The sequence below is a fragment of the Pseudomonas sp. ME-P-057 genome, from assembly GCF_030208975.1.
Classification (GTDB): domain Bacteria; phylum Pseudomonadota; class Gammaproteobacteria; order Pseudomonadales; family Pseudomonadaceae; genus Aquipseudomonas; species Aquipseudomonas lutea.
In genome coordinates, this window is record NZ_JARVSX010000023.1 from 123,373 (window position 1) to 146,179 (window position 22,807).

23 protein-coding genes and 1 other RNA gene are annotated in these 22,807 nt (G+C 60.9%); 20 read left to right on the plus strand and 4 right to left on the minus strand.

Features of this window, described 5'->3' with window-relative positions; all coding sequences use genetic code 11:
• Positions 1-77: 77 nt before the first annotated feature.
• The 6 genes from petA to QRN48_RS13715 all read left to right on the plus strand — a co-directional run bounded on the left by petA (position 78) and on the right by QRN48_RS13715 (position 3,936).
• Positions 78-671 (plus strand): ubiquinol-cytochrome c reductase iron-sulfur subunit, encoded by a 594-nt coding sequence (gene petA / locus QRN48_RS13690; protein ID WP_037014728.1) that lies wholly within the window; start codon positions 78-80, stop codon positions 669-671.
• A complete protein-coding gene (locus QRN48_RS13695) occupies positions 671-1,885 on the plus strand; it encodes a cytochrome b (RefSeq protein WP_191942955.1) in 1,215 nt (404 codons plus the stop codon). Before petA ends, QRN48_RS13695 begins: the two co-directional genes overlap by 1 nt.
• Complete coding sequence (locus tag QRN48_RS13700) at positions 1,882-2,661, plus strand: cytochrome c1 (protein ID WP_191942956.1); 780 nt, start codon at positions 1,882-1,884, stop codon at positions 2,659-2,661. The genes QRN48_RS13695 and QRN48_RS13700 overlap by 4 nt, the downstream gene beginning before the upstream one ends.
• A gap of 109 nt (positions 2,662-2,770) precedes the next feature.
• A complete protein-coding gene (locus QRN48_RS13705) occupies positions 2,771-2,896 on the plus strand; it encodes a hypothetical protein (RefSeq protein WP_274603638.1) in 126 nt (41 codons plus the stop codon).
• The gene (locus QRN48_RS13710) at positions 2,887-3,504 is read left to right on the plus strand and encodes a glutathione S-transferase N-terminal domain-containing protein (protein WP_037014722.1); all 618 of its coding nucleotides are present in this window, start codon (positions 2,887-2,889) and stop codon (positions 3,502-3,504) included. Before QRN48_RS13705 ends, QRN48_RS13710 begins: the two co-directional genes overlap by 10 nt.
• A gap of 18 nt (positions 3,505-3,522) precedes the next feature.
• Entirely contained in the window at positions 3,523-3,936 is a 414-nt protein-coding gene (locus QRN48_RS13715; RefSeq protein ID WP_037014719.1) for a ClpXP protease specificity-enhancing factor, read from the plus strand.
• A 74-nt stretch (positions 3,937-4,010) separates the two neighbouring features.
• Here QRN48_RS13715 and QRN48_RS13720 read toward each other — a convergent pair whose 3' ends face one another.
• The 4 genes from QRN48_RS13720 to QRN48_RS13735 all read right to left on the minus strand — a co-directional run bounded on the left by QRN48_RS13720 (position 4,011) and on the right by QRN48_RS13735 (position 7,549).
• Positions 4,011-4,589, minus strand: a complete 579-nt coding sequence (locus tag QRN48_RS13720) for a BON domain-containing protein (protein WP_037014715.1) — start codon at positions 4,587-4,589, stop codon at positions 4,011-4,013.
• A complete protein-coding gene (locus QRN48_RS13725; protein WP_037014714.1) occupies positions 4,586-5,179 on the minus strand; it encodes a phosphoheptose isomerase in 594 nt (197 codons plus the stop codon). The genes QRN48_RS13720 and QRN48_RS13725 overlap by 4 nt, the downstream gene beginning before the upstream one ends.
• Positions 5,180-5,363: 184 nt before the next feature.
• Complete coding sequence (locus tag QRN48_RS13730) at positions 5,364-5,738, minus strand: YraN family protein (protein WP_191942957.1); 375 nt, start codon at positions 5,736-5,738, stop codon at positions 5,364-5,366.
• Complete coding sequence (locus QRN48_RS13735; RefSeq protein WP_285351147.1) at positions 5,735-7,549, minus strand: penicillin-binding protein activator; 1,815 nt, start codon at positions 7,547-7,549, stop codon at positions 5,735-5,737. Before QRN48_RS13735 ends, QRN48_RS13730 begins: the two co-directional genes overlap by 4 nt.
• A gap of 222 nt (positions 7,550-7,771) precedes the next feature.
• Between QRN48_RS13735 and rsmI the strand changes: the two genes are divergently transcribed.
• From rsmI to QRN48_RS13805, 14 genes are all read left to right on the plus strand, one after another.
• A complete protein-coding gene (rsmI, locus tag QRN48_RS13740) occupies positions 7,772-8,677 on the plus strand; it encodes a 16S rRNA (cytidine(1402)-2'-O)-methyltransferase (protein WP_081955399.1) in 906 nt (301 codons plus the stop codon).
• An 86-nt stretch (positions 8,678-8,763) separates the two neighbouring features.
• Positions 8,764-9,121: RNase P RNA component class A (rnpB, locus tag QRN48_RS13745), an RNA gene on the plus strand.
• Between the two features lie 307 nt (positions 9,122-9,428).
• Positions 9,429-9,884, plus strand: a complete 456-nt coding sequence (gene mraZ / locus QRN48_RS13750; protein ID WP_037017349.1) for a division/cell wall cluster transcriptional repressor MraZ — start codon at positions 9,429-9,431, stop codon at positions 9,882-9,884.
• A complete protein-coding gene (gene rsmH, locus QRN48_RS13755; protein WP_285351149.1) occupies positions 9,881-10,828 on the plus strand; it encodes a 16S rRNA (cytosine(1402)-N(4))-methyltransferase RsmH in 948 nt (315 codons plus the stop codon). Before mraZ ends, rsmH begins: the two co-directional genes overlap by 4 nt.
• The gene (ftsL, locus tag QRN48_RS13760; RefSeq protein ID WP_037014701.1) at positions 10,825-11,118 is read left to right on the plus strand and encodes a cell division protein FtsL; all 294 of its coding nucleotides are present in this window, start codon (positions 10,825-10,827) and stop codon (positions 11,116-11,118) included. The genes rsmH and ftsL overlap by 4 nt, the downstream gene beginning before the upstream one ends.
• On the plus strand, positions 11,118-12,863 hold the full coding sequence (locus QRN48_RS13765; protein ID WP_194733905.1) for a peptidoglycan D,D-transpeptidase FtsI family protein: 1,746 nt from the start codon (positions 11,118-11,120) through the stop codon (positions 12,861-12,863). Before ftsL ends, QRN48_RS13765 begins: the two co-directional genes overlap by 1 nt.
• Entirely contained in the window at positions 12,863-14,326 is a 1,464-nt protein-coding gene (locus tag QRN48_RS13770; RefSeq protein WP_285351152.1) for a UDP-N-acetylmuramoyl-L-alanyl-D-glutamate--2,6-diaminopimelate ligase, read from the plus strand. Before QRN48_RS13765 ends, QRN48_RS13770 begins: the two co-directional genes overlap by 1 nt.
• On the plus strand, positions 14,319-15,689 hold the full coding sequence (locus QRN48_RS13775; protein WP_191942960.1) for a UDP-N-acetylmuramoyl-tripeptide--D-alanyl-D-alanine ligase: 1,371 nt from the start codon (positions 14,319-14,321) through the stop codon (positions 15,687-15,689). Before QRN48_RS13770 ends, QRN48_RS13775 begins: the two co-directional genes overlap by 8 nt.
• Positions 15,689-16,771, plus strand: a complete 1,083-nt coding sequence (mraY, locus tag QRN48_RS13780; RefSeq protein ID WP_037014691.1) for a phospho-N-acetylmuramoyl-pentapeptide-transferase — start codon at positions 15,689-15,691, stop codon at positions 16,769-16,771. The genes QRN48_RS13775 and mraY overlap by 1 nt, the downstream gene beginning before the upstream one ends.
• A gap of 5 nt (positions 16,772-16,776) precedes the next feature.
• Complete coding sequence (murD, locus tag QRN48_RS13785; RefSeq protein WP_285351156.1) at positions 16,777-18,123, plus strand: UDP-N-acetylmuramoyl-L-alanine--D-glutamate ligase; 1,347 nt, start codon at positions 16,777-16,779, stop codon at positions 18,121-18,123.
• Positions 18,120-19,337, plus strand: coding sequence for a putative lipid II flippase FtsW (gene ftsW / locus QRN48_RS13790; RefSeq protein WP_414705592.1), 1,218 nt, complete (start codon positions 18,120-18,122; stop codon positions 19,335-19,337). The genes murD and ftsW overlap by 4 nt, the downstream gene beginning before the upstream one ends.
• Positions 19,324-20,397 (plus strand): undecaprenyldiphospho-muramoylpentapeptide beta-N-acetylglucosaminyltransferase, encoded by a 1,074-nt coding sequence (murG, locus tag QRN48_RS13795; protein WP_191942962.1) that lies wholly within the window; start codon positions 19,324-19,326, stop codon positions 20,395-20,397. The genes ftsW and murG overlap by 14 nt, the downstream gene beginning before the upstream one ends.
• A complete protein-coding gene (murC, locus tag QRN48_RS13800; RefSeq protein ID WP_191942963.1) occupies positions 20,390-21,850 on the plus strand; it encodes a UDP-N-acetylmuramate--L-alanine ligase in 1,461 nt (486 codons plus the stop codon). The genes murG and murC overlap by 8 nt, the downstream gene beginning before the upstream one ends.
• Positions 21,847-22,806, plus strand: a complete 960-nt coding sequence (locus QRN48_RS13805) for a D-alanine--D-alanine ligase (RefSeq protein ID WP_285351160.1) — start codon at positions 21,847-21,849, stop codon at positions 22,804-22,806. Before murC ends, QRN48_RS13805 begins: the two co-directional genes overlap by 4 nt.
• Position 22,807: the final 1 nt, after the last annotated feature.

Here is a 22,807-nt window from a genome sequence, read left to right on the forward strand (position 1 = left end):
TTCGGCAGGCCTCTGCCAGATGACCCACCGTCGAGCGCCTGCCAGACAGACCTTTGACATCGACCGGAGAGGACGCAATGGATCATGACAGCGTCAACACAGGCCGGCGTCGCTTCCTCGTGAGGGCAACTTCGGTAGTGGGCGCGGCGGGAGTGGTGGGCGCTTCGGTGCCTTTCGTCGGCTCCTGGTTCCCGAGCGCCAAGGCAAGAGCCGCAGGCGCACCGGTCAAAATCAACGTGAGCAAGATTGAGCCCGGGCAGCAGATGATTGCTGAATGGCGCGGTCAGCCGGTGTTCATTCTGCGCCGCACGCCCGAAATCCTCTCCCGTCTCGGCGGGCTCATCGGCGAGCTCGCCGACCCCGCGTCTCATGACTCCGCTCAACCTGGCTACGTCGATCCGGCGCTGCGTTCTATTCGGCCTGAGATCGTGCTGCTGGTGGGCATCTGCACCCACCTGGGATGCTCGCCCACCTTTCGCCCCGACGTTGCGCCAGTCGACTTGGGCAAGGATTGGATCGGCGGCTATTTCTGTCCGTGTCATGGCTCGCGTTACGACTTGGCCGGGCGAGTCTACAAGTCGCAGCCGGCGCCGTTGAATCTGCCGGTGCCACCGCATTCCTACGAGTCCGATTCGGTCATCGTCATTGGTATCGACCAGGAGAACGCGTGATGAGCAAGCTCATGGAGTGGATCAACGCGCGCCTCCCGGTGACCTCGCTGTGGGAGGAGCATCTCAGCCAATACTACGTGCCCAGGAACCTAAACTTTTTCTACATCTTCGGCTCGCTGGCGCTGGTGGTGCTGATCAACCAGATCTTGACCGGTATCTGGCTGACCATGAACTACACACCTACGGCAGAGGGGGCTTTTGCCTCGATCGAATACATCATGCGGGACGTCGGATACGGCTCGATCCTGCGGTTGCTGCATTCAACCGGCGCGTCGGCGTTTTTCATCGTCATCTACCTGCACATGTTCCGCGGCCTGCTCTATGGCTCATACCAGAAGCCTCGCGAACTGGTCTGGGTGTTTGGGATGTTGATTTACCTTGCTCTGATGGCCGAAGCGTTCACGGGCTATCTGCTGCCGTGGGGGCAGATGTCCTACTGGGGGGCGCAGGTAATCATTTCGCTGTTCGGCGCCATTCCCGTGATCGGCAACGATCTGGCGCAATGGATACGCGGGGATTATCTGGTCTCGGGGATAACGCTCAACCGCTTTTTCGCACTGCACGTCGTCGCCCTGCCCATCATGATTCTGGGCCTCGTCGTGCTGCACATAATGGCGTTGCATGAAGTGGGCTCCAACAATCCCGACGGCATTGATATCAACCTGCGCAAGGACGAGAACGGTCGTCCGCTGGACGGCATTCCCTTTCATCCCTATTACACGGTCAAGGACATTTTCGGCGTCGTGGTGTTTCTGGTGATCTTCTGTTCAGTGGTGTTTTTCTATCCACAGATGGGTGGTTATTTCCTGGAGAGGCCTAACTTCGAGCAGGCTAATGCGCTCAAGACACCAGAGCACATTGCGCCGGTCTGGTACTTCACACCGTTTTACGCCATCTTGCGCGCCGTCCCGGACAAGCTGCTTGGCGTCATGGCCATGGGCGCTGCTATCGCCATGCTCTTCGTGCTGCCGTGGCTCGACCGCAGCCCGGTCAAATCAATGCGTTACAAGGGCTGGATGAGCCGGGTCGCGCTGCTGGTGTTCTGCCTGTCGTTCCTGACATTGGGCGTGCTGGGGATTGTGCCGCCCACTCCGGCTCGTACCGTGCTGGCGCAGCTCTGCACAGCTCTGTATTTCGCCTGTTTAATCCTGATGCCGTTCTATACGCGCATCGAGCGGACAAAGCCGGTGCCGGACAGAGTGACAAGCCGATGAGGGCAATGCTGGCAATACTGCTGATCAGCCTGCTGCCGGCGTGGACGTTCGCCGCCGGCCACGACACCGCACTGGAGCGCGTCGATGTCGACGTTTCAGACAAGGCAGCGATGCAGGACGGTGCACGCACCTTCGTCAGTTATTGCATGGGATGTCACAGCGCAAAATTCCAGCGTTACGAGCGGGTCGCGGATGACCTCGGCATCCCTCACGCCGTGATGATGAAGGAGCTGGTGTTCACCGGGGCCAGGATTGGCGATCACATGGACATCGGCATGCAGCCTGCGGATGCAAAAGCCTGGTTCGGCACACCACCGCCCGATCTGACCCTCGTCGCGCAAGTGCGCGGCACTGACTGGCTGTATGCCTACCTCCGTTCGTTCTACGAGGACCCCACGCGGCCGTGGGGCGTCAACAACACCGTCTTCCCCAACACGGGCATGCCCAACGTGCTGGAAGGGCTACAGGGCCGTCAGAGGCTTGACTGCACCCAGGCAGGACCCGTCGAGGAAGGCAACACACCACGCACGACGCCTGCCGTCTCGGGCCTGAGTCCTCACACGTGCGATCAGCTCGCCGTGGTACCCAACACCGGTTCTCTGACCGAGGCGCAATTCAACGAGAAGCTGAGAAATCTGGTCTCCTTTCTCGTTTATTCGGCTGACCCCGCCGCGCTGCAGCGTCAGCGCATCGGTATTTATGTGCTGATGTACCTCGCTGTGCTGCTCATCCTTGCCTACTTGCTCAAGCGCGAATACTGGAAGGACGTTAACTAAGGCGCTGTTTGAATCACTGGTCCTGGCGGTGCTGACCAGACCGTTTCGAGTATCGGGCGCGGAGCAGGTATGATGGCGGGCTGAAGATTGCAGGATCTACCTTGAGTAAATGAGCTATCTTGTCGCCCGCGTTGAACACCCGATCATCGCGGACATCGCCGAAGGCGCCGTCGTGGCGCATCCGTATTTCTGCTTTTTGAATATCTACAAGCGAGGAGGACCGCCATGGGCGTGACCAATCGGTTGGCCTGTTACTCCGACCCCGCCGACCACTATTCCCATCGCGTGCGCATTGTGCTCGCCGAGAAAGGTGTCAGCGCCGAGATCATCGAAGTTGTCGAGGGCCGTCATCCGCCCAAGTTGATCGAGGTGAATCCGTACGGCAGCGTGCCTACCCTGGTCGACCGTGACCTGGCGTTATACGAGTCGACGGTGGTGATGGAATACCTGGATGAGCGTTATCCCCATCCGCCGCTGCTGCCGGTTTATCCGGTGGCGCGTGCCAATAGCCGTTTGCTGATCCACCGGATTCAGCGCGACTGGTGCGGTCTGGTGGACCTGATTCTGGACCCGCGCAGCAAAGAAGCTGCTCGCGTTCAGGCGCGCAAGGAATTGCGCGAAAGCCTGACCGGCGTGTCGCCGTTGTTCGCGGATAAGCCTTTTTTCCTGAGCGACGAGCAAAGTCTGGTCGACTGCTGTCTATTGCCCATACTCTGGCGCCTGCCGATTTTGGGTATTGAATTGCCGCGGCCCGCCAAGCCGCTGCTTGATTATATGGAGCGCCAGTTTGCGCGTGAGGCATTTCAGGCAAGTCTGTCTGGTGTCGAACGTGACATGCGCTAAGGCCTTAGGAGCCGTTTGATGAACTCCAGTCGCCCTTATCTGATCCGCGCGTTGTATGAGTGGATCGTGGATAACGATTGCACGCCGCACGTTCTCGTCAATGCCGAGTACCCGGCGGTGCAAGTCCCGCAAGGTTTTGCCAATGACGGGCAAATCGTTTTGAACATTTCACCGAGCGCCGTTCGCCATTTGCACATGGACAACGAAGCGGTGAGCTTTGAAGGCCGCTTTGGTGGCGTTCCACACAGCCTGTTTGTGCCGATTGCGGCGATCATGGGCATCTATGCCCGCGAGAACGGGCAGGGCATGGTCTTCGATCTGGAACCCGTCGTGGGCGAGGACGAAGACCTCGAAGTCGACGATGACATGCCGCCACCGGACGATGAGCCGCCACGCCCGACTGGCCGGCCGAGTCTGAAAGTGGTGAAGTAGTCCGCGTGCGCAACAACGAAAAAGGCGATCCCCAAGGATCGCCTTTTTTGTGCCTGTCGAGTGGCAGAAGCCCGTCAGTCGATGTACTCAAACAGCTTCACAATCTTCTGCACGCCGCCGACGCCTTGCACCAGGTTTGTGGCGCGGGTGGCTTCGGCCTGGGTCAGCAGACCCAGCAGATAGACGATGCCGTTTTCGGTCACAACCTTGATGCGCGAACCCGGGATGGTGCTGTCGGTAAGCATCTCGGTTTTGATCTTACTCGTCAGCCAGGCGTCATTGCTGCGCGCCAGCATCGACGACGGGCCAGTCACCTGCAGCTCGTTGTTGACCTTCTTGACCTTCTGCACCTGGCTGGCAGTCTGTTCGGCCAGTTGCTTGAGGTCAGCGCGCGGCGTCTGGCCGGCCAGCAGCACGATGCCATTGAAGCTGGTCACAACGATGTGGGAGGCGTTGTCCAGATCGGGGTTGGCCTTGGCGATGTTCACCGAGACTTTGGTTTCGATCAGTGAGTCATCGATCTTGCTGCCGAAGGTACGGGTGCCGCGGTCATCATCGATGGGGGCTTCGCGACTGGCGTTGATTACCGAGCTGCACCCGCTGACGCCCAGGCAGAGCGTCAGGGCCAGCAGGCTAAGACGTTTGGATATCATTCTTCACTCCCGAACAGTTGGCTGTCGATCAAGTCGCAAAGGCAGTGGATCGCCAGCAGATGGACTTCCTGAATACGTGCGGTGACTTTTGCCGGAACGCGGATTTCGACGTCCTCCGGCAATAGCAGCGATGCAACGTCGCCGCCGTCGCGACCGGTCATGGCTACGACAATCATTTCACGATCATGTGCGGCCTGGATGGCCTGAATAATGTTCGCCGAATTGCCACTGGTCGAGATCGCCAGCAGCACATCGCCCGGTTGGCCCAGCGCACGAATCTGTTTGGAGAAGATTTCGTTGAAGCTGTAGTCGTTGGCAATGGAGGTGATGGTGGAGGTGTCGGTCGTCAGCGCAATGGCAGGCAGGCTAGGCCGCTCGCGTTCAAACCGATTGAGCAGCTCCGAGGAAAAGTGCTGTGCATCGCCAGCCGAACCGCCGTTGCCGCAGGCGAGCATTTTGCCTTCGTTGAGCAGGGCGTTGACCATGACCTGGCTGGCTTGCTCGATGTGAGGGGCGACCACGTCCATTGCCTGTTGCTTGGTGTCGATGCTGGCCTGAAAAAGCTGGCGAATTCGGGATTGCATGTCCATCTATGAAAACCTTAATAAGGGCGGCTGGTCGGGCGGCCTCCGATGGATCATCGGCGTCCCGGCACAAAACTGTGCAGCCCGCAAAGCAAAGAGCAAAAGAGCCAGTGTGTTCGTTTTTTCGGCAGGATCGGCTTTAGCCGGGAAAGCGGCTGTTGCGCAGCGCGTCTCACGGGGTATCGCAGTTTCAGCAGTCGAAAGCGTTGGTCAGCCAGTTCAGCGCAGGCGATGTACCCGGGTCTCCATTGATCGCCACGACGTCGAAGCGACACGGCGAATCCGCCCAACATGACTCGCTTTGAAGAAAGGACTGAGCCGCCAGCGAGAGCTTTGCCTGCTTGCGAAAATCGACGCTTTCCAGTGCGCCACCCCAACCTGCGTGACGACGATACCGAACTTCGACGAATACTACTGTATCGCCGTCGAGCATGACCAGATCAAGCTCGCCGCGTTTGCATAACCAGTTGCGCGCAATCAGTTGTAATCCATGCGCTTGCAGATGACGCAGGGCGCAGGCTTCTGCCTCGCGCCCTGCGGTTTGACGGGTATTGCGTGTGGTCAAGGCGCGGTGTCCGGCAGGCGTTGCACCTTGCCGTCCATGAACTCTGCCCAGGGCAGTTGACGCTCGATGCGCTGACCCTGACCAATCGCCAGGCTGCCGGACAAGCCATCGATGCGGCTGTCGGGCAGAGTCTTCAGTTGCGTCAGGCGTGGTGCCAGGCGATAGGCGTCGATGCCCATGGCGTACAGGCGTCCGAGGCTGCCGGCGGCTTGCGGCCACTGAGCCGTGACTTGCTGACGCAGCGGGTCATTGGCGTTGAGCAGCCATGGTGTCTCGCAGAAGCGCACGCCATTGAGATCGTTGTACATCGCCGGATCGCCGCTGTTGGTGAACAGGTGCGAAGTGGCATAGACCGGCACGTCACCTGCGTACTGGAACACCATGGTCGGCTTGATCTGCTGGGCCTGCTGCGGCGTGGCGGCGAGGAACATGAAATCCACGTCCTGACGGCGGGAAGGCTGAGCGGCCATTTGCGTGCCTGTTGCGCTCTGCACGCGTTGGGCGCGGCCTTCGCTGTTGCGCAGCTGGAACAGATCCGCCACTTGCTGAGCCAGTGCAACGGGTTGATCGATGCGTTCAGCACCCAGCAAGGTGCCGCCTTTGGCTTGCCAGCTCTGACGGAACGCCTCCAGCACACGGTCACCCCATTCACCCTTCGGCACCATGGCAACCGCACTGCGCTTGCCATCCGCCCAGGCGCGACGTGCCACTTCACGGGCTTCGTCTTCGGCTGCCAGACCGAACTGGAACAGCTCCGCAGGCCCTTGGGCGCCGGAATCACTGTAGTTCAATGCCAGGGTGGTGATCGGCAACTGGGGACGAGCGCTGAGTTGTTTGACCAGTGGCTTCTCCAGTGGGCCGACCACCAGTTGCACGCCGGCCGCTTTCGCTTGCTCGTAGAAAGCATCCATCGACGTCACGCGGGAACTGTCGAACACCTCAATGGCCGGCGGCTTTTCGCCTGCTTGCTGGGCCTGATAGTTGGCGGCCATGAAGCCGTCTCGCAGTGCGCGCGACACCGACGCGAGAGGCCCGTCCTGCGGCAGCAGCAAGGCGATCTTGGTCAGCGGCTGGCTTTTCAGTTCACGCAGCTGGGCAAGAGCAGTCGGTAACTGACGCGCTGCCGGGTGTTGCGGGTTTTGCGCTTTCCAGTTGTCGATTGCTGCTTGCTGTTGTTCCAGTGTGCCAGCGCCTTTGACCGCGCGTGCCAGACTCAGCCAGCCACCCATGTCATCGTTTGCCGCGCTTTGCAGCTGCTCGGGCGGGAGCGCCGCCACCAGGGTCCAGATAGCATCGTTGTTGGCGGTCAGGGCGTCGCCTTGCAGCAGCGGGCCCATGAACACGCGCTCACTGGCTGCCGCGAGGGTCTGGCCGTCCGCTTCAAAGGCACGGGCCCGTACGGTGTGTGCGCGGGTTTGCAGGTCAACCGGCATCTCGCCCAGATGTTGCAGGCTTGGGTGGTTGAGGGCGGTCAGCGCGGCTTTGGGCTGGCTGCGACCCAGTGCAAGCTCGGCAGACAGGACGTTGGCGTAGATTTGTTTATCGGTTTTGAGCAGGTCCATCTGCACTTGTTCGAGAATGCTCGCGGCGCGGCTGGGGTTGTTCTGGCGGGCTGCAAGATCTGCCGCCGTCAGTTTCAGCAACGCTGCCTGATCTGGCGATTTCGCCGCGGCAGCTTGTTCGAGCAGTTGTTCGATGCTGGCATCGGGGGTGCGTGGCAGTTCGCCAAGGCTGGAGGAGGGCGAACCGGCACAGGCAGCCAGAAGGGCAGCCAGGCAGAGGGCAGAGAACAGCCGCAGGCAAGCGATCATGTGTATGTTCCTGATACTCGAGCAAATTAGCGTGGAAGTGTACCCAAGCACTGGCCAGGGCGCGACGTTGAAGGCGTTAAAGCGGCGATATTGCTCGTCTCCCTGGTGCGTCAGATGACAATAGTCGAGCTGTCGCGGAGTCGCTGCCGTGGTGCTGGGCTTCGCATTGCATTTCCGGCTCACGGCGTGCGGCTTCCTGTTTTGTCGGCCGCAGCCTGTACAATGCGGGCTTTTACACAACATGAGGTGTGCGCTTTGACTGCTCCAGGTGCTTCGAATTCCACTACAGGCGCGCTTTATGTGGTGGCCACACCGATTGGCAACCTGGACGACATGAGTGCGCGCGCCTTGAAGGTGCTGCGCGACGTCTCCCTGATCGCCGCCGAAGATACCCGCCACTCGTTACGACTGATGCAGCACTTCGGCATCCCGACGCCGCTTGCCGCTTGTCACGAACATAACGAGCGCGAGGAGGGCAGCCGGTTTATCACTCGCCTGCTGGCAGGTGATGACGTGGCGCTGATTTCCGATGCCGGGACGCCGCTGATCTCCGACCCCGGTTACCACCTGGTCCGGCAGGCACGTGCTGCGGGTATACAGGTCATTCCTGTCCCGGGCGCCTGCGCGTTGATCGCGGCGCTGTCTGCAGCCGGATTGCCCTCGGACCGTTTCATTTTTGAAGGCTTTTTGCCGGCCAAGTCGGTGGGCCGCAAGGCGCGTCTGGAGCTCGTCAAGGAAGAACCCCGCACGCTGATTTTTTACGAGGCGCCCCATCGCATCCTTGAGTGCCTTCAGGACATGGAAGAAATCTTCGGGCCGGAGCGTCCCGCAGTGCTTGGGCGTGAATTGACGAAAACGTTCGAAACCCTCAAAGGGCTGCCGCTGTCGGAGCTACGTGCTTTCGTAGAAGGCGACAGTAATCAGCAGCGCGGCGAGTGCGTGGTGCTGGTGGCCGGCTGGAGCGAGCCCGAGGGCGAGGATGTAATTGGCGCCGAGGCGCGGCGGGTGCTCGACTTGCTGCTCGAAGAAATGCCGCTTAAACGCGCCGCAGCGCTGGCAGCGGAAATCACCGGCGTACGCAAGAACCTTCTCTATCAGGTCGCGCTGGATAAACAGAAAGGCATGTGACGAGATGTCGCGATCGGCTCGGTAAATGGCCTGGAGGCTGATTAATGCTTGTTCTTGCGCAGCCCTCCCATTAACCTTGGCGGCGGAGAGTCGATTGGACAGTCGCTGCCTTTCATTGTTCTGCAATGGAGGGGGGAGGAAAGTCCGGGCTCCATAGGGCGGAGTGCCAGGTAACGCCTGGGGGGCGTGAGCCTACGGAAAGTGCCACAGAAAATAACCGCCTAAGCACTTCGGTGCCGGTAAGGGTGAAAAGGTGCGGTAAGAGCGCACCGCACGTCTGGCAACAGTTCGTGGCTAGGTAAACCCCACTCGGAGCAAGACCAAATAGGGTTCCAAGGCGTGGCCCGCGCTGGAACCGGGTAGGTTGCTAAAGATGTCCAGTGATGGCCATCGTAGAGGAATGACTGTCCTCGACAGAACCCGGCTTACAGATCGACTCTCCACCTCCTTTTCTTCCCCTCGTTTGTACGATTTTTCCCTCCTTGTAATGCCAAAAAAATCTTAAACCTCACAAATCACATTAACTTGTGTACCCATCTGTCTGTTTGTCCTAGGAAATATCCGTAGGACCGTTCCGAAATCCACCATATCTCCTGCGTAAGTGCTCCTAAATATCCGTCCTGTAAGGGTTTTCCTAGTGAAGTCGCCTTGACGGTGTGGTGGGCGCATTCCTATAGTGTGCGCGAGTGGCGGAAAGTGGCGTGAAGTGGGTTTTTTCGGCCCAAAAAGATAATATTTGGAGATCGCGCCTGTGTTCCGTGGTGCAAACGCAATCAATCTCGATGCAAAGGGCCGTCTCGCTATGCCGAGCCGGTACCGCGACGAGTTGGATTCGCGTAGCGCCGGCCAGTTGATTGTCACCATCGATACCGTCGACCCGTGCTTGTGCATCTATCCGCTGCCCGAATGGGAGCTGATCGAAGCCAAGCTGCGCGAGCTCGCCACGTTCCGTGAAGAAAATCGTCGTCTGCAGCGCCTGTTGATTGGCAATGCTGTGGATCTGGAGCTGGACGGCAGTGGGCGTTTCCTGGTGCCGCCACGTTTGCGTGAATACGCCAAGCTCGACAAGCGAGTGATGCTGGTAGGCCAGCTCAACAAGTTTCAACTGTGGGATGAGGACGCCTGGAACGCACTTGCTGATGCGGACCTTGCGGCCATTCAAAAACCGGGCGCGATGCCCGATGAACTGCGTGATTTGATCCTGTGACTACGAATAGCGGCTTTACCCACATCACCGTACTGCTCGAAGAAGCCGTCGAGGCTCTCGCAGTGCGCGCCGATGGCTGCTATCTGGATGGCACCTTCGGACGTGGCGGACACAGCCGCCTTATCCTGCAGAACCTGGGCACGGAGGGTCGGCTGCTCGGATTCGATAAAGACCCCCAGGCGATTGCCACCGGGCAAACGCTGGCGGCCGAAGACGGCCGCTTTGTCATTGTGCAGCGCAGCTTTGCTGAGCTCGGCGCAGAAGCTCAAGCGCGCGGGTTGGCGGGAAACGTCAGCGGCATTTTGCTCGACCTCGGCGTCTCATCGCCTCAACTCGACGACCCCGAGCGCGGCTTCAGTTTCATGAACGATGGCCCGCTGGACATGCGCATGGACCCGTCTCGCGGGGTGAGCGCTGCCGAATTCGTTAATACCGCCCCTGCAGAAGAAATCGCCCGTGTCTTCAAGGAGTACGGCGAAGAGCGGTTTTCCCGGCGTATGGCCGGCGCAGTCGTGGCCCGTCGCGAAACCCAGCCTTTCGAGCGCACCGGCGATCTCGCCGAAGTGTTGAAGGTCGCCAACCCTGCGTGGGAAAAGGGCAAGAACCCGGCGACCCGCGCGTTCCAGGGGCTGCGCATTCACGTCAATAATGAACTGGGCGACCTGGAAGCCGGCCTGGAAGCCGCGCTGGACGTTCTTGAAGTCGGCGGTCGTCTGGTGGTCATCAGCTTTCATTCGCTGGAAGACCGCATCGTCAAGCTGTTCATGCGCAAGCTGGTCAAGGGTGAGGCCGACAACTTGCCGCGCAATCTGCCGATCCGTCATCAGGCGTTCGAACCGCGCATCAAACTGATTGGCAAGGCGCAGTTTGCTTCTGAGGAAGAGACTCGCGGCAATCCGCGTTCGCGCAGCGCCGTCATGCGCGTTGCGGAGAAGCTCCGATGAGCCGGGGTTTCTTCAAGCCGTTGCCAGGCGGCAGCTTCTTCATGCTGATGCTGTTTATCGCCGTGCTGGTCTCGGCGATTGGCGTTGCCTACAGCGCGCACTGGAACCGGCAGTTGCTCAACTCCCTTTATGGCGAGCTCAGCGTGCGCGACAAGGCTCAGGCCGAGTGGGGTCGTCTGATTCTTGAGCAAAGCACCTGGACCGCCCATAGCCGTATCGAAGCCCTGGCCACCGATCAGCTGAAAATGCGCATCCCCAACGCCGCGGACATCCGGATGGTGTCGCCATGATGAAGCTTGAAGGCGCACTGTATCCGTGGCGGTTCCGCGTCGTGGTCGGCTTGCTGTCGGTCATGGTTATCGCGATCTGCTATCGCATTGTCGACCTGCAGGTCATTGACCATCGTTTTCTCATCGAGCAGGGCGATGCGCGCAGCCTGCGCACCGTCTCGATCCCTGCTCACCGTGGTTTGATCACTGACCGCAACGGTGAGCCGCTGGCTGTCAGTACCCCGGTGACCACCATTTGGGCAAACCCGTCCGAGATGCAGGCGGACAAAACCAAATGGACCCAGCTCGCGCAGGCACTTGGACAAGACCCGAAAGCGCTGACAGACCGTCTCAACGAACAGGCAAGCAAAGAGTTTATCTATCTGGTCCGTGGCTTGACCCCGGAGCAGGGCCAGTCCGTACTTGATCTGAAAGTGCCAGGCGTTTACGGCAAGGAAGAGTTTCGACGTTTTTATCCTGCCGGTGACGTTACCGCGCACATGGTCGGCTTCACCGACCTCGATGATCATGGTCGCGAAGGCGTAGAGCTGGCTTATGAAGACTGGCTCGCTGGCGTGCCCGGCAAACGGCAGGTCATCAAGGACCGGCGCGGCAGGATGATCAAAGACCTGCAAGTGAAGAAAAACGCCAAGGCCGGCAAGACCTTGGCTTTGTCTATTGACTTGCGCCTGCAGTACCTCGCGACCCGCGAGCTACGCAACGCCATTCAGGAAAACGACGCCAAGGCCGGCAGCCTGGTGATCATGGACGTGAAGACCGGCGAAGTGCTGGCGATGGTCAATCAGCCGACCTACAACCCCAACAACCGCCGCACCATGGTGCCGGCCGCGATGCGTAACCGCGCGATCATTGACGTGTTCGAGCCGGGTTCGACCATGAAGCCGATTTCCATGACCGCAGCACTGGACAGCGGCCGCTGGAAGCCGAGTGACAAAGTCGAGGTTTACCCAGGCACTTTGCAGATCGGCAAATACACCATTCGCGACGTGACCAAGACGGAAGGCCCGATCCTCGACCTGACCGGAATCCTGATCAACTCCAGTAACGTCGGCATGAGCAAAGTGGCATTCGACGTAGGTGGCGAAGCCATCTTCCGCGCCATGCAGCGTGTGGGGCTGGGCCAGTACACCGGCCTCGGCTTCCCCGGCGAGCGTGTGGGCAACCTGCCGAACTACCGCGAGTGGCGCAAAGCTGAAACTGCCACGCTGTCGTATGGCTACGGCCTGTCAGTGACGGCACTGCAGCTGGTGCACGCCTACGCGGCGCTGGCCAACAACGGCAAGATCGTGCCGCTGACCATTTTGAAGACCGACACGCCCGCCGATTCGGTGCAGGCCATTCCGGAAGCGACAGCCAAAACGTTGCAGGGCATGTTGCAGCAAGTCATCGAAGACCCGCGCGGCGTTTACCGTGCCCGTGTGCCGTCTTATCACGTGGCGGGCAAGTCCGGTACGGCGCGTAAGACCTCCGTAGGCACCAAGGGCTACGCCGAGAATTCCTACCGTTCGCTGTTTGCCGGTTTCGGGCCCATGAGCAACCCGCGTTACGCCGTGGTTGTAGTAATCGATGAACCGAGCAAGGGCGGCTACTTCGGTGGTCTGGTTTCCGCTCCGGTGTTCAGCAAGGTGATGTCGGGCACGCTGCGTTTGATGAACGTGCGCCCGGACAACCTTGCGCCCGTGCCGCCAGAGCAACAAGCCAACGCGGCCCCCGCCGTCGCTCCAGTCAAGGGAGGACGCGGCTGATGTCCCTGAACCTGAGCAAGATATTCGCGCAGTGCAACCGTGATCTGTTGATTCGCGAACTGACCCTGGACAGCCGCAAGGTGCGTCCCGGCGATCTGTTTCTGGCGATCCCGGGCCTGAGGGTTGACGGTCGCGATCACATCACCGACGCCATTGCCCATGGCGCGGCGGCAATTGCCTATGAAGTCGAAGGCGCCAAGGTGCTGCCGATTACCGACATTCCGATGATTCCGGTCAAAGGGCTCGCGGCGCAGCTGTCTGACATCGCCGGACGTTTTTATGGCGATCCGAGCCGCAACCTGAACCTGATAGGCGTAACCGGCACCAACGGCAAAACCAGCGTAACCCAGTTAGTCGCGCAGGCCCTGGATAAGCTGGGGCAGCACTGCGGCATTATTGGCACGCTGGGCACCGGCTTTTATAGCGACCTTAAAAGCGGCATCCACACCACACCTGATCCGATCTCGGTGCAGTCGACGCTTTACGACCTGAAAAGGGCCGGAGCCAAGGCCATTGCCATGGAAGTGTCGTCCCACGGGCTCGACCAAGGGCGGGTCACCGCGCTGGCGTTCGACGTGGCCGTGATGACCAATCTGTCGCGTGATCATCTGGATTACCACGGCACGATGGAGGCCTACGCTGAAGCCAAGGCCAAGCTGTTCGCCTGGAGCGATCTGCGTTGCCGTGTGCTTAATCTGGATGACGATTTCGGTCGCCAGCTCGCTGCTTCGCCGCATGCGTCGCGTCTGATTACTTACAGCCAGGAAGACAGCGGCGCCTACCTGGTTTGCCGCGATGCTCGCTTCGACGACGATGGCGTGCGCGCAACATTGGTGACGCCACAGGGCAGTCACGCATTGCGCAGCAGCCTGCTCGGGCGCTTCAACCTGAGCAATGTGCTGGCCGCTGTCGGCGCATTGATGGGGCTGGATTACCCGCTGGATGACATTCTTAAAGTGCTGCCGACGCTGGAAGGTCCGGAGGGCCGGATGCAGCGTCTGGGCGGCGGCTCGCGCCCGTTGGTGGTGGTCGATTATGCGCACACGCCCGACGCACTGGATAAAGTCCTTGGCGCTTTGCGACCGCACGCTAAAGGTCAGCTGACTTGCCTGTTCGGTTGCGGCGGAGATCGCGACAGCGGCAAGCGCCCGCTGATGGCTGAAGTGGTCGAGCGTCTGGCGGACAACGTGTGGGTGACCGACGACAATCCGCGCAGCGAAGACCCGACGCGTATCTTCGATGACATCCGCAAAGGGTTCTCATCGCCCGACGCCGTTCATTTTGTCGCCGGTCGCGGCCAGGCCATCGCTCAAGTGATCGCTCAGGCGTCGGCAGCCGACGTGATCGTGCTGGCCGGCAAGGGCCATGAGGATTACCAGGAGATCAACGGGCAGCGTCAGCCGTTTTCCGATTTGCATGAAGCCACCAAGGCGCTCGACGCCTGGGAGGCCGCACATGCTTAAGCCGCTTTCATTCAGCGAACTGCTCGTGCCGCTCGACGCGCGCCGGGTCGGTCAGGACTGCAATTTCTCCGGCGTTAGCATCGACAGCCGAGCGATCACGCCCGGCCAATTGTTCGTAGCGCTGACCGGGCCGCGTTTTGACGGCCACGATTATCTTGATCAGGTCGCTGCAAAGGGTGCGGTTGGCGCGCTCGTCGAACGCGAGATTCCCGGCAGTTCGTTGCCCCAGTTGATCGTCGGCGACACCCGCAAGGCCTTGGCCCAGCTCGGTGCGCTGAACCGTAACGCCTTTCTCGACAAGCCGGTCGCTGCAATCACCGGTTCCAGCGGCAAGACCACCGTCAAGGAGATGCTCGCGAGCATTCTTCGTACCCGTGGTCCGGTGCTGGCCACGCGGGGCAACCTCAATAATGAGCTGGGCGTCCCGTTGACGTTGCTGGAGCTCGGACCTGAAGTTGACGCGGCCGTCATTGAGCTGGGCGCTTCGCGAGTGGGCGAGATCGCATTCACCGTCAGCCTGACCAAGCCTCACGTCTCGGTGTTGACCAACGCGGGTACGGCTCACGTAGGCGAGTTCGGCGGCCCGGACAAGATCGTTGAAGCCAAAGGCGAAATCATTGAAGGCCTGGATGCGCGCGGGGTCGCCGTGCTGAACCTCGACGACACCGCTTTCGAAATCTGGAAAGCCCGTGCCGGTTCGCGCAAGGTGCTGAGTTTCGCGCGCAATAACAGCCGCGCCGATTTCTATGCCAGTGATCTGGGTATCGACGCACGCGGGTGCCCGACATTCACGCTGAACAGCCCAAGCGGATCGGCGCCTGTTCAATTGAATCTGCTGGGCGCGCACAACGTCGCCAACGCATTGGCCGCCGCGGCAGCTGCTCATGCGCTTGATGTTTCACTGCCAGGCATCGTTGCCGGGCTCGACAGCGTGCAGCCGGTCAAGGGCCGTACCGTCGCGCAACTTGCGCCAAACGGCATGCGCGTCATTGACGACACCTACAACGCCAACCCCACATCGGTGGCTGCCGCGACCGATATCCTCACCGGGTTCACGGGCCGCAAGGTGCTGGTGCTGGGTGATATCGGCGAGTTGGGCGCCTGGGCCGAGCAGGGCCATCGCGACGTTGGCGAGTATGCGGTCGGCAAGGTCGACGCGCTGTATGCCGTCGGTCCGTTGATGGCCCATGCGGTCAAGGCTTTCGGGCAGGATGCCCGCCATTTTGAAACTCAGGCCGAGCTGATCGAAGCCCTCGGCGCCGAGCACGATAAAAACACCACCATTTTGATTAAAGGTTCACGCAGCGCTGCGATGGAAAACGTCGTAGCGGCCTTATGCGGAACACGCCTGGAGAAACATTAATGCTGCTGCTGCTGGCCGAGTATCTGCAACAGTTCTACAAAGGCTTTGCGGTCTTTCAGTACCTGACCCTGCGCGGGATCCTTGGCGTGCTCACCGCACTGTCGCTGTCCCTGTGCCTGGGCCCGTGGATGATCCGCGCCCTGCAGAGCAAGCAGATCGGCCAATCCGTGCGTAACGACGGTCCTCAGTCACACCTGTCCAAGTCGGGCACGCCGACCATGGGCGGCGCGCTGATTCTGTCGGCGATCGGTATCGCCACACTTCTCTGGGCCGACCTGAGCAACCGCTATGTGTGGGTTGTGCTGATCGTCACGCTGCTGTTTGGCGCGATCGGCTGGGTGGACGACTACCGCAAAGTGATCGAGAAGAACTCGCGAGGTCTGCCGAGCCGCTGGAAGTATTTCTGGCAATCGGTGTTCGGTCTGGGTGCAGCCATCTTCCTTTATATGACTGCGCAATCGCCGGTGGAAACCACGCTGCTGATCCCGATGCTCAAGGACTTCAGCATCCCGCTGGGCATTGGTTTCGTCGTGCTGACCTACTTCGTGATCGTCGGCTCAAGCAATGCCGTGAACCTCACGGATGGCCTGGACGGTCTGGCGATCATGCCAACCGTGATGGTCGGCGGCGCGCTGGGGATCTTCTGCTACCTGTCGGGCAACGTGAAATTCGCCGAATACCTGCTGATTCCCTACGTGCCAGGGGCGGGCGAGCTGATTGTCTTCTGTGGCGCGTTGATTGGTGCGGGGCTGGGCTTTCTCTGGTTCAACACCTATCCGGCGCAAGTGTTCATGGGCGATGTCGGCGCGCTGGCGCTGGGCGCGGCGCTGGGCACCATCGCGGTCATCGTTCGCCAGGAAATCGTGCTGTTCATCATGGGTGGGGTCTTTGTAATGGAGACCCTGTCAGTCGTCATTCAGGTCGCATCGTTTAAGTTGACCGGCCGCCGCGTTTTTCGCATGGCACCGATCCATCACCACTTTGAACTCAAGGGCTGGCCCGAGCCTCGTGTGATCGTCCGTTTCTGGATCATCACCGTGATTCTGGTGTTGGTCGGCCTTGCTACGTTGAAACTGAGGTAAGCGCCTTGTCACTGATCGCTTCTGACCACTTCCGCATCGTTGTCGGCCTCGGCAAGAGCGGCATGTCCCTGGTTCGCTTTCTGGCGAACCGGGGCGTGTCGTTTGCTGTCGCCGATACGCGGGAGCATCCGCCAGAGCTTGAGACGTTGCGCCGCGATTACCCGCAGGTCGAAGTGCGTTGTGGTGAGCTGGACGTTGAATTTCTGTGCCGTGCCGACGAGCTGTATGTCAGCCCCGGCCTGGCGCTGGCGACCCCGGCATTGCAGCAGGCCGCCATGCGCGGCGTGAAGCTTTCCGGTGATATCGAACTGTTCGCTCGCAACGCCAAGGCGCCGATTGTGGCCATTAGCGGTTCGAACGCAAAAAGCACCGTCACCACACTGGTGGGCGAGATGGCGGCAGCAGCCGGCAAGCGCGTGGCGGTCGGCGGCAATCTCGGTACCCCGGCGCTGGAACTGCTCAGCGACGATGTGGACCTGTATGTCATGGAGCTGTCGAGCTTCCAGCTGGAGACCACCGATCAACTGGGCGCCGAAGTTGCCACTGTGCTCAACATCAGCGAAGACCACATGGACCGCTACAGCGGGCTGCCGGCTTATCACCTGGCCAAGCACCGGATCTTCCGGGGTGCGCGTCAGGTGGTGGTCAACCGTCAGGACGCGCTGACCCGTCCGTTGATTGGCGAAGGCGTGCCGTGCTGGACGTTTGGTTTGAACAAGCCCGACCGTAACGGCTTCGGTTTGCGCGAAGAGAACGGCGAGAAGTATCTGGCCTTCCAGTTCGACAACCTGATGCCGGTCCGTGAACTGAAGATCCGTGGCGGCCATAACCAGGCCAATGCCCTGGCCGCTTTGGCACTGGGCCATGCGGTGGGTCTTCCGTTTGACGCGATGCTGTCCAGCCTCAAGACATTCGCCGGTCTGGTTCATCGCTGCCAATGGCTGCGTGAGCTCAACGGCGTGAATTACTACGACGACTCGAAAGCGACCAACGTTGGCGCGGCGCTGGCAGCCATTGAAGGGCTGGGTGCGGACATCGACGGCAAGCTGGTGCTGATTGCCGGCGGCGATGGCAAGGGCGCGGATTTCACCCCGCTGAAAGCCCCGGTCGCTGCCCATTGCCGCGCGGTCGTTCTGCTGGGCCGCGATGCGGATTTGCTCGCCGCGACCTTCGGCGATTCGGTGCCATTGGTACGCGTCACTACATTGGAAGAAGCCGTGCAACGTGCTGCTGATATCGCTCGGGAAGGGGACGCTGTGTTGCTGTCGCCGGCCTGCGCAAGCCTGGACATGTTCAAGAATTTCGAAGAGCGCGGACAACTGTTCGCCCGGGCCGTGGGGGACTTGTCATGATTTTTGGCGTGATCAAGCCGTACCCGTCTCCGATTATCAGCGGCCGTGGCGTTGACGTTGATTTCCCGATGCTCGCGGGCTGCCTCGCATTGCTGGGTCTGGGCCTGGTGATGATCACTTCCGCGTCGTCGGAAGTGGCCGCCGTTCAGTCGGGTAACGCGCTGTACATGATGACCCGTCACCTCATCTATCTGGTGTTGGGCCTGATCGCCTGCGTGGCGACGATGATGGTGCCGGTCGCTACCTGGCAGCGCCTGGGCTGGCTGATGCTGATAGGCGCGTTTGGCCTGCTGATCGCGGTGATCGTGCCCGGTATCGGGCGTGAGGTGAACGGCTCGATGCGCTGGATCGGCTTCGGCATGTTCAACGTACAGCCTTCGGAAATCGCGAAAGTATTCGTGGTGATCTTCCTGGCCGGTTACCTGATTCGTCGTCAGCAGGAAGTGCGCGAAAGCTGGATGGGCTTCTTCAAGCCCTTCATCGTCTTGCTGCCGATGGCCGGTCTGCTCCTGATGGAGCCGGACTTCGGTGCCACGGTCGTGATGATGGGCGCTGCCGCCGCCATGCTGTTCCTTGGCGGTGTAGGTCTGTTCCGTTTCAGCCTGATGGTCGCGCTGGCGGTCGGCGCAGTGTTCGTTCTGGTACAGGCGCAGCCTTACCGGATGGCGCGTCTGATCACCTTCACCGATCCATGGTCCGACCAGTTCGGCTCTGGCTACCAGTTGACCCAGGCACTGATCGCCTTTGGTCGTGGCGAGTGGTTGGGCGTGGGCTTGGGCAACAGCGTGCAAAAGCAGTTTTACCTGCCTGAAGCGCACACTGACTTCGTGTTCTCGGTACTGGCCGAAGAGCTGGGCGTGGTGGGTTCGCTGGCCACGGTCGGCCTGTTTGTGTTCGTCAGTATTCGCGCCATGTACATCGGCATGTGGGCCGAGCGCGCCAAGCAGTTCTTCGCCGCTTACACCGCCTACGGCCTGGCATTTTTGTGGATTGGTCAGTTTCTGATCAATATCGGCGTGAACGTCGGCCTGCTGCCGACCAAGGGCCTGACGCTGCCGTTCCTCAGCTACGGCGGCAGTTCGCTGATCATCTGCTGCGCCAGCCTGGGCCTGTTGCTGCGCATCGAGTGGGAATCGCGCAACAACATGGGCAGTGAAGAAGCCGAGTTCCAGGAAAGCGACTTTGCCGAGGAGCCCACTCATGGCCGTCGGTAACGTGCTCATCATGGCGGGCGGCACTGGCGGGCATGTGTTCCCGGCGCTGGCCTGTGCCCGTGAGTTCCAGGCGCGCGGCTACACGGTGCACTGGCTCGGGACACCGCGCGGGATCGAAAACGAACTGGTGCCTGCGGCAGGCCTCAAGCTGCACCTGATCAACGTCACCGGTTTGCGTGGCAAGGGGCGACTGTCGCTGCTCAAGGCGCCGTTCATGTTGGTCAAGGCGTTGTTGCAGGCGCGCAAAGTCGTGCGCGAGCTGTCGCCTGTCTGTGCCGTCGGTTTCGGTGGCTACGTGACTGGCCCTGGCGGTCTGGCGGCAAAACTGGCGGGCGTGCCACTGATCATCCACGAACAAAATGCCGTGGCGGGCACCGCGAACCGCAGCCTGGCTTCGTTCGCCGCGCGGGTCTGTGAAGCGTTTCCGCAAACCTTCGCCGCGTCGTCCAAGCGCCGTACCACGGGTAACCCGGTGCGTGCCGAACTGTTCTTCGAAACACCCCGCCAGACGCTGATCGGCCGCAGGCCTCGTTTGCTGGTACTGGGTGGCAGTCTGGGCGCAGAACCGCTGAATAAACTGCTGCCGGAAGCGCTGGCGCAGGTGCCTGCCGAGATCCGCCCCGAGGTGTTTCATCAGGCCGGCAAGCATCACGATGAGGTGACCGCCGAGCGCTACCGCGCTGCCGGTGTCGAGGCGCAGGTTGCCCCGTTTATCAAAGACATGGCCCAGGCGTATGGCTGGGCGGATCTGGTGGTCTGCCGCGCAGGCGCGCTGACCGTCAGTGAACTGGCTGCTGCCGGGCTGCCGTCGTTGCTGGTGCCATTGCCCCACGCGATCGACGATCACCAGTCGCGCAATGCCGAATATCTGGCTCGCGAGGGCGCTGCCTTCGTCATGCCGCAAGCGACAACTGGCGCCGCCGAGATGGCGGCTCGCCTGAAAGAGGTTTTGATGCAACCCGAACAATTGAACCGCATGGCCGTCACGGCTCGCCAACTGGCCAAGCCTGATGCCACCAACACCGTCGTCGACATCTGCCTGGAGGTGGCCCATGGTTGAGAACCAGCGCGCCATGCCTCAGCCGGAAATGCGCCGCATCCGTCGTATCCACTTCGTGGGCATCGGCGGCGTGGGGATGTGCGGTATCGCCGAGGTTCTGCTCAACCTGGGTTATGACGTCTCGGGTTCAGACCTGAAAGCATCGCCAGTGACCGAACGTCTCGAGTCGTTCGGCGCGCAGATCTTCATCGGCCACCGTGCGGAAAACGCCTCGGCAGCTGACGTGCTGGTGGTCTCCAGTGCGGTGAACACTTCCAACCCGGAAGTGGCGACCGCCCTTGAGCGTCGCATTCCTGTGGTGCCACGCGCCGAGATGCTGGCCGAGCTGATGCGTTATCGCCACGGCATCGCAGTTGCCGGCACCCACGGCAAAACTACGACCACCAGCCTGATCGCTTCGGTGTTCGCGGCCGGTGGTCTTGATCCGACCTTCGTGATCGGCGGCCGCCTGAACGCAGCCGGCACCAACGCGCAGCTGGGCACCAGCCGTTACCTGATTGCCGAAGCCGATGAAAGCGATGCAAGCTTTCTGCACCTGCAGCCGCTGGTCGCCGTTGTCACCAACATCGACGCCGACCACATGGCGACCTACGAAGGCGACTTCAACAAACTGAAGAAGACCTTTGTCGAGTTCCTGCACAACTTGCCGTTCTACGGTCTGGCCGTGGTGTGCATCGACGATCCAGTGGTGCGCGACATCCTGCCTTCGGTCAAACGCCCGTTCATGACCTATGGCTTCGATGACGCCGCCGACGTTCGTGCGATCAATGTGCGTCAGGACGGCATGCGCACCCACTTCACCGTCCTGCGTCGCGACCGCGAGCCGCTGGACGTATCAGTCAACATGCCCGGTAAGCACAACGTGCTGAACTCGCTGGCGACCATTGCCATTGCCACGGACGAGGGTGTCTCTGACGAAGCCATCATTCAGGGCCTGTCGGGATTCCAGGGCGTTGGGCGACGCTTCCAGGTCTACGGCGAATTGCCGGTCGAAGGCGGCAACGTGATGCTGGTCGACGACTACGGTCATCATCCGCGCGAAGTCGCCGCTGTTATCAATGCCGTACGCGGTGGCTGGCCGGACCGTCGTCTGGTCATGGTTTACCAGCCGCACCGTTACAGCCGCACACGCGATCTGTACGACGACTTCGTGCAGGTGCTCAACGAGGCCAATGTGTTGCTGTTGATGGAAGTCTATCCGGCCGGTGAGGAACCGATCCCGGGTGCCGACAGCCGCCAGCTGGCGCATAGCATTCGCCAGCGCGGTCAGCTTGATCCGATTTACATCGAGCGCGGCGTCGAGCTGGCGCCGCTGGTCAAGCCGCTGCTGCGTGCAGGGGACATCCTGCTGTGCCAGGGCGCCGGTGACATCGGTGGCCTTGCGCCGCAACTGCTGAAAAGCCCGCTGTTCACGGGCGCAATCGTGGCCCCAACCGAAGGTAAGCTGAAATGACAGCCGCCCTGCAGACCGCCCTGTTCTCGACGCTGGAGCCGCAACGCTTCGGTCGTGTCGCCGTGCTTTTCGGCGGCAAGAGCGCAGAGCGGGAGGTTTCCCTGAAATCCGGTAGCGCGGTGCTTGAAGCCCTGCTAAGCGCAGGCGTCGATGCATTCGGTATCGACGTGGGCGAGGATTTCCTGCAGCGGCTGGTCAGCGAAAAGATTGATCGTGCGTTCATCGTGCTGCACGGTCGCGGTGGCGAAGACGGCACCATGCAAGGCTTGCTGGAGTGCCTGGACATCCCCTACACCGGCAGCGGTGTATTGGCGTCGGCGCTGGCGATGGACAAGCTGCGTACCAAGCAAGTCTGGCAGAGCCTGGGCTTGCCGACGCCGCGTCACGCGGTGTTGAGCAGCGAGGCAGACTGTATTTCTGCCGCGACGGAACTGGGCTTGCCTTTAATCGTCAAACCGGCCCATGAAGGTTCCAGTATCGGTATGGCCAAGGTGACCGGCGTCGACGAATTGATCGCCGCCTGGAGCGCCGCCCGTACCTACGATTCGCAAGTGTTGGTCGAGCAATGGATCGAAGGTCCCGAGTTCACCATCGCCTCTCTGCGTGGGCAGGTATTGCCCCCTATCGGTTTGGGCACACCCCACAGTTTTTACGACTACGACGCAAAATATCTGGCTTCCGATACCCAGTACCGGATCCCGTGCGGCCTCGATGCAGCCAAAGAACAGGAACTCAAGGCGCTTACGGCGCGGGCGTGTGAAGCGGTCGGTGTTGCCGGCTGGGCGCGCACCGATGTCATGCAGGATGCCGAGGGCAAATTCTGGCTCCTCGAAGTCAACACCGTTCCCGGCATGACCGATCACAGCCTGGTGCCCATGGCTGCTCGCGCGGCCGGGCTTGATTTTCAACAGCTGGTGCTGGCGATTCTGGCCGACAGCGTTCAGGTGCGGGGGTAGA